Annotated in this window: 16 protein-coding genes and 2 tRNA genes; 4 read left to right on the top strand and 14 right to left on the bottom strand. The window is 66.0% G+C overall.

Annotation, left to right across the window (positions count from 1 at the left end; all coding sequences use genetic code 11):
• Window positions 1-351: 351 nt before the first annotated feature.
• The 7 genes from FHY18_RS06955 to FHY18_RS06925 are packed head-to-tail and all read right to left on the bottom strand — an operon-like array spanning window position 352 to window position 4,459.
• Complete coding sequence (locus FHY18_RS06955) at window positions 352-795, bottom strand: molybdenum cofactor biosynthesis protein MoaE (RefSeq protein WP_259153047.1); 444 nt, start codon at window positions 793-795, stop codon at window positions 352-354.
• Entirely contained in the window at window positions 792-1,037 is a 246-nt protein-coding gene (locus FHY18_RS06950; protein WP_259153046.1) for a MoaD/ThiS family protein, read from the bottom strand. Before FHY18_RS06950 ends, FHY18_RS06955 begins: the two co-directional genes overlap by 4 nt.
• Window positions 1,034-1,531, bottom strand: coding sequence for a cyclic pyranopterin monophosphate synthase MoaC (gene moaC / locus FHY18_RS06945; protein ID WP_259153042.1), 498 nt, complete (start codon window positions 1,529-1,531; stop codon window positions 1,034-1,036). The genes FHY18_RS06950 and moaC overlap by 4 nt, the downstream gene beginning before the upstream one ends.
• Window positions 1,532-1,555: 24 nt before the next feature.
• Window positions 1,556-1,930: a nuclear transport factor 2 family protein gene (locus FHY18_RS06940; RefSeq protein ID WP_259153040.1), complete on the bottom strand. Its 375-nt coding sequence runs from the start codon at window positions 1,928-1,930 to the stop codon at window positions 1,556-1,558.
• A complete protein-coding gene (gene moaA / locus FHY18_RS06935) occupies window positions 1,927-2,961 on the bottom strand; it encodes a GTP 3',8-cyclase MoaA (RefSeq protein WP_259153038.1) in 1,035 nt (344 codons plus the stop codon). The genes FHY18_RS06940 and moaA overlap by 4 nt, the downstream gene beginning before the upstream one ends.
• Window positions 2,961-3,710 carry an MBL fold metallo-hydrolase gene (locus FHY18_RS06930; RefSeq protein WP_259153036.1) on the bottom strand — a complete coding sequence of 250 codons (750 nt, stop codon included), beginning with the start codon at window positions 3,708-3,710 and terminating at the stop codon, window positions 2,961-2,963. Before FHY18_RS06930 ends, moaA begins: the two co-directional genes overlap by 1 nt.
• Window positions 3,710-4,459, bottom strand: a complete 750-nt coding sequence (locus FHY18_RS06925) for a 3-deoxy-D-manno-octulosonic acid kinase (protein WP_259153035.1) — start codon at window positions 4,457-4,459, stop codon at window positions 3,710-3,712. The genes FHY18_RS06930 and FHY18_RS06925 overlap by 1 nt, the downstream gene beginning before the upstream one ends.
• 20 nt (window positions 4,460-4,479) lie before the next feature.
• Here FHY18_RS06925 and FHY18_RS06920 point away from each other — a divergent pair, with 20 nt between their 5' ends.
• Window positions 4,480-5,529 (top strand): glycosyltransferase family 9 protein, encoded by a 1,050-nt coding sequence (locus tag FHY18_RS06920; protein ID WP_259153034.1) that lies wholly within the window; start codon window positions 4,480-4,482, stop codon window positions 5,527-5,529.
• Between the two features lie 207 nt (window positions 5,530-5,736).
• Here FHY18_RS06920 and FHY18_RS06915 read toward each other — a convergent pair whose 3' ends face one another.
• Window positions 5,737-6,141 (bottom strand): DUF6165 family protein, encoded by a 405-nt coding sequence (locus FHY18_RS06915; protein WP_259153033.1) that lies wholly within the window; start codon window positions 6,139-6,141, stop codon window positions 5,737-5,739.
• Window positions 6,142-6,398: 257 nt separating this feature from the next.
• Window positions 6,399-6,489 (bottom strand) — tRNA-Ser (locus FHY18_RS06910).
• A gap of 196 nt (window positions 6,490-6,685) precedes the next feature.
• Here FHY18_RS06910 and FHY18_RS06905 point away from each other — a divergent pair.
• Complete coding sequence (locus FHY18_RS06905) at window positions 6,686-7,390, top strand: PP2C family serine/threonine-protein phosphatase (protein WP_259153032.1); 705 nt, start codon at window positions 6,686-6,688, stop codon at window positions 7,388-7,390.
• A 109-nt stretch (window positions 7,391-7,499) separates the two neighbouring features.
• On the opposite strand, the gene dnaQ is transcribed toward FHY18_RS06905, so the two are convergent.
• The 3 genes from dnaQ to FHY18_RS06890 are packed head-to-tail and all read right to left on the bottom strand — an operon-like array spanning window position 7,500 to window position 9,380.
• Window positions 7,500-8,234 (bottom strand): DNA polymerase III subunit epsilon, encoded by a 735-nt coding sequence (dnaQ, locus tag FHY18_RS06900; RefSeq protein ID WP_259153031.1) that lies wholly within the window; start codon window positions 8,232-8,234, stop codon window positions 7,500-7,502.
• Between the two features lie 8 nt (window positions 8,235-8,242).
• Window positions 8,243-8,695: a ribonuclease HI gene (rnhA, locus tag FHY18_RS06895; RefSeq protein WP_039424918.1), complete on the bottom strand. Its 453-nt coding sequence runs from the start codon at window positions 8,693-8,695 to the stop codon at window positions 8,243-8,245.
• Window positions 8,696-8,723: 28 nt separating this feature from the next.
• Window positions 8,724-9,380 carry a hypothetical protein gene (locus FHY18_RS06890; protein ID WP_259153030.1) on the bottom strand — a complete coding sequence of 219 codons (657 nt, stop codon included), beginning with the start codon at window positions 9,378-9,380 and terminating at the stop codon, window positions 8,724-8,726.
• A 12-nt stretch (window positions 9,381-9,392) separates the two neighbouring features.
• Here FHY18_RS06890 and gloB point away from each other — a divergent pair, with 12 nt between their 5' ends.
• Window positions 9,393-10,160, top strand: a complete 768-nt coding sequence (gloB, locus tag FHY18_RS06885; RefSeq protein WP_259153028.1) for a hydroxyacylglutathione hydrolase — start codon at window positions 9,393-9,395, stop codon at window positions 10,158-10,160.
• Window positions 10,157-11,335, top strand: a complete 1,179-nt coding sequence (locus tag FHY18_RS06880) for a lytic transglycosylase domain-containing protein (RefSeq protein WP_259153026.1) — start codon at window positions 10,157-10,159, stop codon at window positions 11,333-11,335. The genes gloB and FHY18_RS06880 overlap by 4 nt, the downstream gene beginning before the upstream one ends.
• A gap of 658 nt (window positions 11,336-11,993) precedes the next feature.
• Here FHY18_RS06880 and FHY18_RS06875 read toward each other — a convergent pair.
• Together FHY18_RS06875 and FHY18_RS06870 are read right to left on the bottom strand one after the other, a co-directional pair.
• The gene (locus FHY18_RS06875; protein WP_259153024.1) at window positions 11,994-13,964 is read right to left on the bottom strand and encodes a peptidylprolyl isomerase; all 1,971 of its coding nucleotides are present in this window, start codon (window positions 13,962-13,964) and stop codon (window positions 11,994-11,996) included.
• Between the two features lie 278 nt (window positions 13,965-14,242).
• A tRNA-Asp gene (locus FHY18_RS06870) sits at window positions 14,243-14,319 on the bottom strand.
• Window positions 14,320-14,347: the final 28 nt, after the last annotated feature.

Raw genomic sequence — 14,347 nt, 5'->3', positions numbered from 1 at the left:
CATCACGAATGCGCCTGCGCCATGCCCAAGATCTTCGTCCGTTATGGCTGACAGTCTTAAATGGATCAGGCATTTCCACGATGGACGATGGTTCCGCCCGTCGGTTATCGATCGATGCAGCGCCGAGGTCAACCTGCGGGACACTCCCATCCTTCAGGCAAGTCTCGGCTCGCAGACCATCTGCCTTACGCGTTTCAAGGTAGCTGCGGAACCTTCATGGATCACGCAGACCGGCTTTGACGCGGCGGGGTCGAAGACGCGGCGCGATCGAACGCGATGGCGCCGGTCAAACCTGCAGCGCAGCGCGCCAGTGCAGACACGTTGTTGCACAGGTCATTGCGACCGAGAACCTCACTGCGCCTCGGGATGCAGCCAACCCGCGTCGCCTTCCAGGTAGTGCTCGTGCTTCCAGATCGGCACGCGCGCCTTGACCTCGTCGATGATGTAGCGGCACGCGTCGAACGCAGCGCCACGATGCGCCGCACTGACGCCCACCCAGACCGCCATGTCGCCGATCTGCAGCTCGCCCACCCGATGCACGCAGTGCGCATGCACGATGGCGAACCGGCGCGACGCTTCGTCGAGCACGCGCTGGCCTTCGGCCTGCGCCAGCGCGGCATAGGCTTCATAGCGCAACCCGGCCACGCCACGGCCTTCGTTGTGATTGCGCACCCAGCCTTCGAAACTGGCGAACGCACCGGCCTGCGGATGCGCTGCGCCGGAGCGCAACTGCTCCACCGGCAATGGCACATCGGAAAGCGCAAAGACGGCTACGACATCATCGCTCACGCTCAACCTCCCGACACTGGCGGAATAAACACCACTTCGCTGCCATCGCGCAGTGCATCGTCCCAGCGCGCGAATGCGCCATCGACGGCAACACGCAACTGCGCAGGCGTCCAGCGCAGGCGGTGCCGCGCATCGAGTTCGGCATACAGGCCACACAGGTCCGGCGCGCCGGATCGCACGCGCTCGTCGGCGATCCCGGCTGCTTCGCGCAGACTGGCGAAATACAACACCGTTACCGTTGCCGTCATTGCGCCGCTCCGATATCGCGCTTGCCGCCCCGCTTGGACAGCAATTTTGTCGGCCCGATCGTCATAGCATGCGATAACGCCTTGCACATGTCGTAGATCGTCAGCGCTGCCACGCTGGCACCGGTCAGCGCTTCCATCTCCACGCCGGTGCGATGCACGCAGCGCACGGTGCAGTGAATCTCCAGCACCTGCTCGCCTGCCCAGTCGATCTCGAAACGGCAGGCATCGATCGGCAATGGATGGCAGAACGGAATCAGCTCATGCGTGCGCTTGACGGCCATGGTGCCGGCGATCACCGCCGTCTCGACGATGCCACCCTTGGCGCTGCGCAAGCCATTGGTGCGCAGTTGCGCCGCCACCGCGGCAGGAAACCGCACCCGGCTGCTTGCCGTGGCACTACGTGCGGTGACCTGCTTGCCCGAGACGTCCACCATGGTGGGCAGCCCGGCATCATCCAGGTGGGTGAGGCGTGCGGAAGTGGTCTTTGCTGGCATGGGAGGCGGCACGAAAACAGGATGTCAGGATGCGGGATTGTCGGTGAACGTGGTGGCTTGATGGAACAACATCCGCCGGCACGCACCGTCCAGGCGCCATAACGAACTGCGCAAGGCACACCGCACGACGCCGTCGGCGTGCGCACGGGTGCGATAGTGCAGCTGCGGGGCCAACAGCACGCAGACGAAGCCGTCGGCCACGTAATCGGCAGCCGCCGCACTGGTGGTCAATGCAGCGATGACCTCTTCACGTGCATAGCGCCGGCCCGAGGCACCAAACTCGATGAACGCCGGCTCCAGCAGTGCCTCCAGCTCCTCCGGCACCGAGCGACGCAGCTGCGGATCCAGCAGACGCAGCTCCAAGCCACGCAACTGCGTCAGCAGCGCACAGGCGCTCACCCGCCGATCAGGAACATCTCGACCGGCTTGCCACGCCGCGGTGCGGCGGATGCACGCACCTCGCTGTAGCGGTCGCCGCGCATGCTCCAGCGTTGACGCAAGTGCGTGGCCAGGCCTTGCTCACCGTCGGCCAAGGCCGGCTTGAGATCGTGGCCCTGGCTGGCGAACAGGCAGGTGTACAGATGCCCGTCGGCCGATACGCGGGCGCGCTGGCAATCGCCGCAGAACGGCACGCTGACCGAACTGACGAAACCCACCTCGCCCGCGCCGTCGACAAACGCATGGCGTTGCGCAACTTCGCCGGTGTAATTGGCATCCAGCGCCATCAGCGGCCAGCGCGCGTGAATGCGCGCGTGCAACTGCGCCGAGCTCACGACCGCATCCGGGGTCCAGCCGTTGCAGCTGCCCACGTCCATGAATTCGATGAAGCGCAGCACATGCCCGGTGCCACGGAAGTGTTCCACCAGCGGCAACACCTGATCCTCATTGACGCCACGCTGCACCACGCAATTGATCTTCAGCCGCGTGAAGCCGGCCTGCTCGGCGGCAGCGATGCCGGCCAGGACCTGCGCGATGTCGCCGCGATCGCCGCTCATGTGCTTGAACAGCGCCGTCTCCAATGCATCCATGCTCACCGTGATGCGCCGCAGCCCGGCCTGGCGCAGCGCCTCGGCCTGGCGCGCGAGCAAGGCGCCATTGGTGGTAAGCGCCAGGTCCTCGATCCCTTCGATGGCGGTGAGCCGCGCAATCAAGGTCGGCAGATCGCGACGCAGCAGCGGCTCGCCGCCGGTCAGGCGCACCTTGGTGACGCCCACCGACACGAACGCCCGCACCAGCGTTTCCAACTGATCGAAGCTCAGGCGCTGTTGCGCGTCGAAGCCATAATCGTCGGGCACGCGGTCGGCCGGCATGCAATAGCCACAGCGGAAATTGCAGGCTTCTATCACCGAAAGGCGCAGATCGCGCAGCGGGCGGCCGTAACGGTCCTGCATCGGGGCGCCGGTCAGGGTCGGCAGCGACAAGGCGCCCATCAGCGCACCGTGTCGGCGGTCGGGTCCGCCAGTGCCAGGTGTTGCCCGGGCACGGCGACGCGATGGCCGCGTGCGCGCAGCACGTGGCCGTCGGCGTCGCTGGCGTAGTGGTACAGCAGCATGCGGGTCAACAGGTCCTGCGGATATTCCCGCTCCAGGTCATCCACGCCAGTATGCGACGGGTTGCCGTGAACGCCGCAGTCATGCGCGATCAGCTCGTTGTCGTCGGCGTAACGCTTCAGCATTTCCGGAATCGGCCGGGTGTCGCCGGTCCACACCAGCGCGCCTTTCAGACGCAGCCCGTAGGCGGTCTCCGGCCAGTGGTGGCGCACCGGGAACACCTCCAGCCGCATCCCGTCGTGCCAGAACGCATCGCCGACCGGCACCAGCTGGAACGCATCCCAGAAGTTCGCCCCGCCCTCGGCCAGCACATTCGGGTAGTCGGCAATACGCCGCTGCAGCAGCGGCACCACCGGCGCCGGCACGTACAGGCGCGTGCGCCCGCGCCGCTCGGAGAAATAGCTGTCGACGAACACCCGCTCCAGCCCGCCGACATGATCCAGATGCACATGGGTGATGAAGATGGCCTGCGGCAGCTGGCCGTAGTGCGCCTGATAGGCGGTGAGCCCTTCGCTGCCGCAGTCGATGGTCAGCCACGGTGCGCCAGCGCGCTCGAGCGTGGCCATCGGCGAACCAAGCGCCACTGCCGACGCATTGCCGACCCCCTGCACGCGCAACGCCCACTGCATCAGTAGCCCCGGCCCCAGGCCAGCTCGTAGGCGCGGTGCAGCCGCTCGTAATCCTTGTCGACCTCTTCGCGGCTGCGACTGCCGCGCAGCTTCAACAGCGACCGATGCAGCCGCTTGAGATTGCGCTCGCGCCAACGCGTGGCCGGAATGCGCAGCACGCCCCGGTCGAAATCGATCATCCAGCCATGCCCGCCGGCATCGAACAGGATGTTGTGCGCATTGAGATCGGCGTGATCCAGGCCGGCGCGATGGAAACGCGCGATCAACTGCCCGGCGGCTTCCCATGGCGCACCGCGGCCGGCCACCTGCGCGTGGTCGGCCAGCGAGCGCACGTCTTCCAACCGTTCCATCAACAACGCCGCGCGATAGCCCAGGCCTTCGCGCAGATAGCAGGCCGCCAACGGACGCGGCACCGGCAATTTGCGCTTGATCAGTTCGCGCATCAAACGGAATTCGGCAAAACTGCGCGTGCGACCGGCACCTTTCCACAGATACCGGTCGCGGCTGACGCGTGCGGCCATGCCGCCGCGCAGGTACTGCCGCAACACGCTGCGGCCGAACGGCGCATCCACGAACCACGCACCGCCCCGCCCGCCTTCGTCGACCGGCCGCGCCCTGTCGCCCCAGCGTTGCGGCGAAAACAGCCCGGCATCGGCTTGCCGCAGCCGTTCGCGGTCGAACAGAATGGCGCCATAGCCGCGAGCTTCGCGGTACGGCGTCAGCGCTTCGGTGGCGTCGAAAGAAACCATCTATCGAGTCTAACAACACCATGGCTTCTACGCCCGCTTCGGTATGCCTGCTGCGCCTGTCCGCCCTGGGTGACGTCACCCACGTGGTGCCGCTGGTGCGCACCTTGCAGGCGGGATTTCCGGCAAGCCAGCTGCATTGGATCATCGACAAGGCCGGGCTGAAATTGCTCGACGGTCTGCCGGGCGTGCAGTTCCATGCGTACGACAAGCGCACCGGCGTGGCCGGCATGCGCGCACTACGCCAGTCGCTGGCGCCCCTGGGTCGCTTCGATGCCCTGCTGCAGATGCAGGTGGCTTTGCGCGCCAACGTGCTGTCGGCCTTCGTGCCGGCGCGCCGCCGCATCGGCTACGACCGCAGCCGCTCCAAGGACCTGCATGGCCTGTTCGTCAAAGAGCGCATTGCCGACCGCCCCGGCATCCATGTCCTCGACGCCATCGGCAGCTTCGCCGAGCCGCTGGGCCTGCGCCAGACCCAGGTGCGCTGGGACCTGCCGGTCCCCGACCAGGCGCATGCCTGGGCGCGCGCGCAGTGGGACGACGATGGCCGCCCGGTCCTGATGATTTCGCCCTGCTCCAGCCACGTGCGGCGCAACTGGTACCCCGACCGCCACGCCGCCCTTGCCGACCATGCGGCGGCCCAGGGCTGGCGCGTGGTGCTGTGCGGCGGACGTAGCGAACTGGAGCGCAGCACGGCTGACGCCATCGTGGCGACCACGCGCGCGCCGCTGCTGGACCTGGTCGGCAAGGACACGCTCAAGCAGCTTCCCGCGCTGCTCGCCCGCGCCGATCTGGTGGTCACCCCGGATTCGGGCCCGCTGCATATCGCCAATGCGATGGGCAGCAAGGTGCTGGGGTTGCATGCGGCCAGCAATCCGCGACGCAGCGGCCCGTATTCGGACGTGCGCTATTGCGTGGACCGTTACGACGCGGCAGCGCGCAAGTTTCTGCGCACGCCGGCCGATCAGCTCAGCTGGGGCACCAAGATCGAGTTCGACGATGTGATGTCGCTGATTACCGTCGACGACGCAGTTGCTGCGTTCGAGCGCTATCGGGCCGATCATCCCCGCTAACCCCTGTCCAACGCCGGCGTCCACCTGATCGTCAGATCGGTTCGGCCCACCACGCGCGGCTTTTCGTTTGCACCAGGACTCAAGTCGCCTGGCATCCAGCCTTCAAGCCGATGTCACCGGCATCGCACCAGCCGTCTATCGCGAAGACAGGCGGCTCGGCGCATCAGTGCGCAGGCTGGTGCCGGCACACTTGGCGCATCAATCCACTCAGGCGCCGGTCGCGCGATAGTCCTGGTAGGACTTCTCTTCCACGTACGAAGAACCCAGCGCCAGGTTGATTTCCTTCTTGATCCGCGCGCGCTCGTCGTTTTCGATATAGACGCTGCGCGCCAGCTGCACGAAACCGTCGTCGAAGTTCTGCGCCTGCTCCTTGAGCCGGATGTCGTCCTCGATCACCCATAGCCGCTCGTTGACGGCCTTGAGCGCGGCACGCAGACGCACGATGTCGTGGCCGGCGGCCGGATGCGCCATCCAGCTGGTCTCCAGCGCCGACAGCTCGCTGCGCACATTGGCCAGCTTGGCGGGGTCGCTCATGCGCTCGGACTTGATCTGCAGGATCGCGATCTTGTCGAGCAGCTCGCCAAAGGACACGGGTACCAGGATCTCGGACATGACAGGCCTCCAACGGATATCGAGCGGATTGTAGCCATCGCAGCAACGGGCGGTGGCGGCACATAAACAAAAGCCCCCTTGCGGGGGCTGATGCGGGATCTGGCGTCAGAAGGGGATTCGCCCGGCACTGCGTGCCTTTGCCCTGCGGGCGGCTCGCCGTGCAGACAGCGATGCTGCCTGTCGAACCTGGGGCTTCTCACCCTCCCAATGACGCCGGCAACACTCACGCGCCACTGGCGCAATTGCTTGCCTCAATCTGGCGGAGAGGGGGGGATTCGAACCCCCGAGGCGCTATAAACGCCTGCCTGATTTCGAGTCAGGTACATTCAACCGCTCTGCCACCTCTCCAGATGGTCCCCAGTGTCCTGGGGCCGTGCATCATACGGGCACACGCGCCAGGCCACAAGCGGCCCGGGCCAGCGCTCCACCGCCCGGGTGTCGGCGCGGCGTGAACAGGCACTGCGACCGGCGCGAGCGCTCTGTTGCCGCTGGCCGGCCGGGCCGCGATGATTGGCACGCATCTTCTCCCTGGCGACCCGGCCCCATGCTCGAATTCGGACACCTCACCCACGTCGGCCTGCGCCGTGACCTCAACGAGGACACCTATTACGGCGACAGCGAACTGGGGCTGTGGCTGGTGGCCGATGGCATGGGCGGACATGCCTGCGGCGAAGTCGCCAGCGCGCTGGCACGCGAAACCATCGTGCGCGAAGTCCGCGCCGGCACCCCGCTCGCGCAGGCCGTGCGCATCGCCGACGAAGAGATCATCAAGACCTCGCGCCACTGCAACGACACCTTGCCGATGGGCACCACCGTGGTTGCCGCACGCGTGTTGGGCCAGCGTTTCGAGGTGGCCTGGGTCGGCGACAGCCGTGCGTACCTGTGGCGCGACGGGCGCCTGGCACAGCTGAGTCAGGACCATAGTTACGTGCAGGAACTCATCGCCCAAGGCACGCTCACCAGCGAGCAGGCGCGTGCGCATCCGCATCGCAACGTGGTGACCCAGGCACTGGGCGTCACCGATCCGGTCCATCTCAACGTTGCCACCATGCAGGGCGAGCTCAAATCCGGCATGCAACTGTTGCTCTGCAGCGATGGGCTGACCGAAGAAGTGGACGATGCGGCGATTGCGGCAACCCTGTCGCAAGCGGACTGCAGCGCACAGGAGTGCGTGGAATGCCTGGTCGCCGCGGCACTGGATGGCGGCGGTTCGGACAACATCACCGCGATCCTGGTGCGTAGCTACTGAGCACGGCAAGACAGCGTCGAGGCCGGCCCTCGAACGCGCGACAGAAGCTCACGACGTCCTGATCATGCGCTGCACCCGTTGCCGGCGCGGGCAAGGGTGCAGCGCCACTTCAGCCGGCGACAGCGCTCTCTTCGACAGGCGCGTCCCACAGCGCGCGTCCGGCCTTCTTGCGCAGCTGCGCCAACCGCGCCTCGTGCGCCTGCGATTCCGACGCAGTCACCATCACGCGCGGGCGCGGCAGCAGCAACGCGGGGTCGAACGCGATCATGCCGTTGTCCTCATTGCTGTTCTGGCCGGCATCGGCGCTGGCAAAGCCGATCTCCTCCTGGCCCGAGGTCAGCGCGATGTACACATCGGCCAGGATCTGCGCATCGAGCAAGGCGCCGTGCAGCTGGCGATGCGCGTTGTCCACGCCCAGGCGTTTGCACAAGGCATCGAGCGAATTGCGCTGCCCCGGGTAACGCTCGCGCGCCATCATCAAGGTGTCGACCACGGTGGCGCGGTCGACGATGCGGCCGTAACCATTGCCCAGCAGCGACAACTCGTTATCCAGAAAGCCCAGATCGAACGCAGCGTTGTGGATGATCAACTCCGCGCCGTCGATATAGGCGAGGAATTCCTCCACCACATCGCCGAACAAGGGTTTGTCGGCCAGGAATTCCAGGGTCAATCCGGTGACTTCCTGCGCGCCCGGCTCGAAGTCGCAATCGGGCTTCAGATAGCGATGAAAATTGTTGCCGCTCGGGCGCCGCTCCAGCAGCTCCACTGCACCGATTTCGACGACGCGGTTGCCCTTGCGCCATTCCAGGCCGGTGGTTTCTGTATCGAGAATGATCTGACGCATGGATCCTCTTACGCAGTTGCAGCGCCGCCGCGCTGGGCGATGGCCTGATTGCGGGCAAGCACGTCGACGCGCTCGTTGTCCGGGTCGCCATTGTGACCCTTCACCCAGCGCCAATCGATGCTGTGGCGCTGGGTGGCCGCATGCAGCCGCTCCCACAGTTCGCGGTTCTTGACCGGATCGCCGCCGGCGGTTTTCCAGCCACGCCGCACCCAACCGGACATCCACTCGGTGATGCCCTGGCGCACGTACTGCGAGTCGGTATGCAGCACGATCTGGCACGGCTCGGTCAGCGTCTCCAGCGCCATGATCGCGGCCATCAATTCCATGCGGTTGTTGGTGGATACCGCTTCACCGCCGGCCAGTTCCTTCTCGCGGCCGTTGTAACGCAGCAGGGCCGCCCAACCGCCCGGCCCCGGATTGCCGAGGCAGGAGCCGTCGGTATGCACTTCAATTGATTTCATCAGCTTCCAGAGTTGTCGCGTACTAAGGTCAGATCGTGGCCACCGGTTGCGGCCAGCGCGTGGGCCGCGCGATCGGCGTCGGCGCGATCGGTGCGGAGGCGCGTTTTTCCACTTCGAGTAAATACACCGCGCGCCATGGAGCGCGGCCAGGATCGGACGAACCGCGCCCGGTCCGCCAGATGGGCCCAAGGAAGCGCTCCGTTTCCACGCACTGCAGGCCGGCCTGCTGTGCCAGCGATCGCCAGCGATCCGGGCGCAATGCCACCGGGCCGCGACGCGCCCAATGAAAGCGGTACGGGCTCAGCGGATTGAGCGTGAACAGCCACAGCCGGCCTCCCGGCATCAGCAGCCGCTCGCATTCGGCCAGAAATTCCGCCGCGCCGCCAACGACCGCATGCTGCACCACGATGGCCTGCAGGCTTTCGGTGGGCAACGGAAACGGCATCGCGCAGCGCGCATCGCCCGCGAAGCGTCCGGCGCTACGAAACAGGCGCAGGCCGCGGCCATCGAGCATCTCGCGCGGCGGCAATTCCTTGGTTGGGGCCACCCACAACCAGGGCTGGGATGGCCGCCGCTGCAGGGACTCCAGCGCCAGGCGACGCTCGGATTGGAGCAGGCTTCGCCCCGCCTCCGTATCAAACCAGGATGAGACGCCAGCTTGACGGGAGAATGGGACGGCAGGCATGGTCCCAATTCTATGCGACTGACCGCCCTGCCCGCATTCGACGACAACTACATCTGGGCGCTGGTCGCCGCGGATGGCCGCGCCGTCGTTGTCGACCCCGGCCAGGCCGAGCCGGTCATCGCCGCCGCGGAGCGCGATGGCTGGGCCCCCAGCGCGGTATTGCTCACCCATCACCATGACGACCACATCGGCGGCGTAGCCGCGCTGCAGCAGCGCTGGCCGGAACTCGAACTGTTCGGTCCCGATGACCAACGCATCCCTGCAGATGCCCGGCGCGTTGCCCAGGGCGAGCGCTTGCAGCTGCTGGAAACCAGCTTCGAGGTGATCGAGGTCCCCGGCCACACCCGCAGCCACATCGCCTTTGTGACAGATCGCCATCTGTTCAGTGGTGATACCCTGTTCAGCCTAGGCTGTGGGCGGATGTTCGAAGGTACCGCTCCTCAGATGTTCGACTCGTTGCAGCGCCTGGCATCTCTGCCCGGCGAAACGCTTGTGTGTTGCGGCCATGAATACACCCTGGCCAACGCAGCCTTCGCGCTGCACGTCGATCCAACCAACGCTGCCTTGCAGCGCCGTCAACAGGAAGCCCAGGCCATGCGTCAAGCAGCCCGTCCTACCCTGCCGATTTCGCTCAAGAGTGAACTGGCCACCAATCCGTTCTTACGTACCAGCCGTCCTGAAATCCGCGCCGCCGTGGCACCACACGCAGCCGGCGCACTTTTCTCCGAAGTAGACGTTTTCGCCGAACTTAGGCGCTGGAAAGACGAATTTCGCGCATGAGGCGGGTGATTTTGGCAGCGTTGGCCGCCGTTGCGGCCATCGCGCCGGCAGCGGCCTGGTCCAACGACGCAAGTCGCTCCGTCGCCACCGCTGCTGCCGGATCCGCTGGGCCCGATACGCGCAATGGCCGCGAGATCTTCTCGTCGTTCCTGGAAGGCCGTGCCGATCCGGGTTGCGACAGCGAGCATAGCGATACCCGCTGGGAACAGCATTTCTCGCGGGCCCCCGCGCGCCTGGCCGACGACGGTCAGGACGTCCTGCCGTTGTTTGGTTACGTGGTCGACGAACTGCGAGCCGCGGACATGCCGACCGAATTTGCGCTGATTCCGTTCGTCGAGAGCGGATACCGCCCCGGCGCACGCAACGGCAGCGGCCCGGCAGGGCTGTGGCAGTTCATCGCCACCACCGCGCGCAATCACCATGTGCCGGTCGGCGCGCAGTACGACGGCCGCCTGTCGGCCGTGGATTCCACCACCGCCGCGGTGCGCTACCTCAAGACCCTGTACGGTATGTTCGGCGGCGACTGGCGCCTGGCACTGATGGCCTACAACGCTGGCGAGTACCGCGTCCTGCAGGCCATGCGCAGTGCCGGCATGAATGCGCAGAACGCGCGCCCGTCCGAGCTGCCCGGCATGTCCAAGGTCACCTACGACTATGTCGAAAAGCTGCATGCACTGGCCTGCGTGCTCGATCATGCGCAGCAGCAGGGCACCTTGCTGACCTCACTGGATCGCCAGGTGCCGGTACTGACCGAGCACGCACTGCCGGCCGGCACCAGCCTCAATACCTGGGCCGGGCAGCGCGCGATCGAGCCGCAGTTGCTGGCGCGCCTGAACCCTGCAGTGGCAAGCGCCCGTGCGGCACCCAAAGGCGTCCACGTACTCGCCCCCGCAGCGGCAGCGCAGCCCGGCTCCAGCGGTGCGGTGGTCGCATCTACCCCTGCGGGCATGAATGCTGACACTGCAGGCCCTGCGACAGCGGTCGCCAGCACCACGACGACCAGGATGTCCCGCCCTTCACCCGCCCGCACCCATACCGTGCGCAACGGCGAATCCGCGTGGGCCATCGCCCGTCGCTACGGCATTACCGTCGCCACCCTGCTCGCCAGCAATGGCCTGGACAAGCGTGCCGTCTTGAAGCCGGGCATGGTGTTGTCGTTCAACGACACGCCCTGAGCAGGCCGCCTGATCGGCCGCGCGCGACTGGCTGCCGCGTGCCTGGCTCTCCTGTCGCTGTCGCTCAAGAAGACCCCAGGCCTCCAAGCGCCCTGACTGACTGCTGCGCATGTATCGAGTGACATCGCGCATGTCTTGATCGCTTGCCGGCATCGGTCGACGCGGCAACGCGCCACCGGCGTTCCAGTCATCGGCCCTGCGCGCTTCCCGCACGGATTTCAGCTGTCCGAATCAGAGGAAGATGTGCGGCGCGCTCCAAGAACGGTTGGCGCAGCGCTGGTCAGGTATCCGCACTGCCAACATCCAAGCCTCACGTCCCGGACAAGAGCAATGCGTCGCCGCACCGCTACGGGCGACTGGAGGTATCGAGTGCGTCCTCCAGCCGGGTGTGGGCGGCGCTCAGCATCTGGTGAGTGCACGAGCGCTACATCCCGATTCCTAGCACCGGCTGCACCCGCCCGCAGCCACGCGATTGCTCATCGGCGGCACCTACCGCGCAGCCCACGTGCACTCGCCAATCACTTAAGCGTTGACTTCGTCCCCGTTCGTATCAGCGGCTGCAACACATGCGCACCGTACCGACACCCAACGCCACCAGCGCACAAAGAAAAAGCCCGGTCGCCCGGGCCCTTTCCTTGTATCCATTGACAGCCAGCCGTTACAGCTGCGCCTCTTCGATCTGGATCTTGTAGCGCTTGCGCATTTCCTTGACGTAGGCCTGCGCGGCATTGTTGCCATCGATCTGGCTCAGCTGCTCGCGCAGCATCGTCTGCTGCTCGGCCGGCATCTGCTTCAGGTCGCCCGGCGTCGCCTTGCTGATCACGAACACCGCAAAGCGGCCGCCATCCAGTTCCACCTTGCCCACCGAGGGCTTACCCTCGGTCGGACGGGGCGCACTGAAGATTGCGCGATTTGCCGCCGGCGTCGGAATCGGCGCCGTGCGCGGCAGCCCCGGGATCGGCTGCACCTGCAGCTTCTCGGTTGCCGCCAGCGCCTGCAGGGTTTCACCCTTCTGCACGCGTGCCAGCAGTGCATCGGCGGCGGCGGCGGCGGCTTTCTCGGTACGGTCGGCATGCACCGCGGCAATCACCTTGTCGCGCACCTTGTCCAACGGCAATGCCTGCTCGGCAGTGTGATTGGTCACGCGCAGCATCACGCTGTGGTTAGGGGCGATGGTGATCGGGTCGCTCACCGTGCCGTCCTGCACCAACGTTTCGGAGAACGCCGAACGCAGCACCGCCGGGTTGGCCGCAATGCCGCTGGCGTTGGTACGCGAGAACGGGCCCAGGGTCTGCACCGGCAAACCGACCTGCTTGGCCGCCGGCTCCAGGGCAGTCGGATTCTTGTAGACCTGATCCACCAACTTGCCGCTGACATCGGCGTACGCCTTGTCGGCGTCGGCCTTGAGCTGCTCGGCAGCAAGCTGGTCGCGCACCTGCTCGAACGACTTGCCCTGCCCGCCCTTGACCTCGCGCAACTGGATCACGTGATAGCCGAACTCGGTCTTGATCGGCCCGACCACGTCGCCGGCCTTCATCGAAAACAGCGCGTCTTCGAACGGCTTGACCATGGTGCCCTTCTCGACCCAACCCAGGTCGCCACCGGCATCCTTGGAGCCCGGGTCCTGCGAATTGGCCTTGGCCAGCGCGGCGAAATCGGCACCCGGCTGCTTGGCTTCCGCAGCGAGCTTGGCCGCCTTGGCTTCGGCCGCCTTCTGCGCAGCGGCATCGCCACCTGCACTGATCAGGATGTGCGACGCCAGACGCTGGTCCGGCTCGACAAAGCGCGCCTTTTCCTCTTCGTAACGCTTGCGCAACGTCGCCTCGTCGGCAGCAGTCGCCGGCGGCATCGTGGCGGCATTGAGCTCGACGTACTCGATGCTCACGGTCTCCGGCTGGCGGAAATCCTGTGCATGGGTGTCGTACCACTGCTTGATCTGCGCATCGCTGACCGGTGCGGTATCGGCAGCCGGAGCCGGCAACATCGCCAACTCCACATCGCGCGTTTCACCCATCAGCTTGAGCAGGCGCTCGAATTCGGTCTTGGTCGCAAACCCCGATTCGGCAACGGCCTGCGGGATCACCGACTGCTGCAAGCTGTCGCGCACCAGCGCATCGAACTGCGCCGGCGTGCGCGGTGGCGTGCCCTGCGCCAATGCGGCGCGGTACTGGTCCGGGCTGAACTTACCATCGACCTGAAACGCCTGAATATTGGCGATGTAATCGCGTACCGTGGCATCGCCGATCACGATGCCGGCGTCTTCGGCGCCAAGCCGTACGACTTGCTCGTCCACCAGCTGGTCGAGCACCTGCAGCTTGTTTTCGCGGGATTCGAAGGTGCGCGGGTCGAAGTTCTCACCCTGCCGCTGGCGCTCCTGCATGCGCGCCTGTTCGAAGCGCGCACGGAAATCCTGCGTGCTGATCTCATGGTGCTGCCACAGCAGCGAGACCGGCCACCACGTGGGTGCCGATTTCCACCAGGTCGGTGGCGCCTGCACCTTGGCGACATTATTGGCGCCAATGCCGCCCAGGTAGCTGGAGTCGATGACGAACAGGAACGGAATCATCAGCAACCCCAGGATGGCGGTAGCGATCCAGCCTGACGTCTTGTCGCGAAGTTTCTGCAGCATTGGCAAATCACGGCCTGTGGGCGAGCCGCGCAGTGTAACCCGCCTGACGCCAAGCACCCAGCCCAACGCCCGCCAGCCCCGGGTCAAGATGCAGCAAAGGTGAGGCACTGCATCGGCACAGACGGCAAGCGCCGCGATGAGATCGCCATGGGATCGGGTTACCGCCGCGCCCGATCCGAGCTCCCACCACCAAAGGCCAATGCGCCATCCACTCGCCGGACAACTTCAAACAGCCAACAAAAAAGCCCCCGGCACAAGGCCGAGGGCTTGGGTATAACTGGCGGAGCGGACGGGACTCGAACCCGCGACCTCCGGCGTGACAGGCCAGCATTCTAACCAGCTGAACTACCGCTCCGCTTTAAACTTGGACATCTACCCCACTG

It is taken from the genome of Xanthomonas sp. 3793 (genome assembly GCF_024806835.1).
In the GTDB taxonomy this organism is placed as follows: Bacteria; Pseudomonadota; Gammaproteobacteria; order Xanthomonadales; family Xanthomonadaceae; genus Xanthomonas; species Xanthomonas arboricola_F.
Note: the sequence above shows the minus strand (reverse complement) of the source record. Positions and strands in the feature narration are given on the sequence as shown.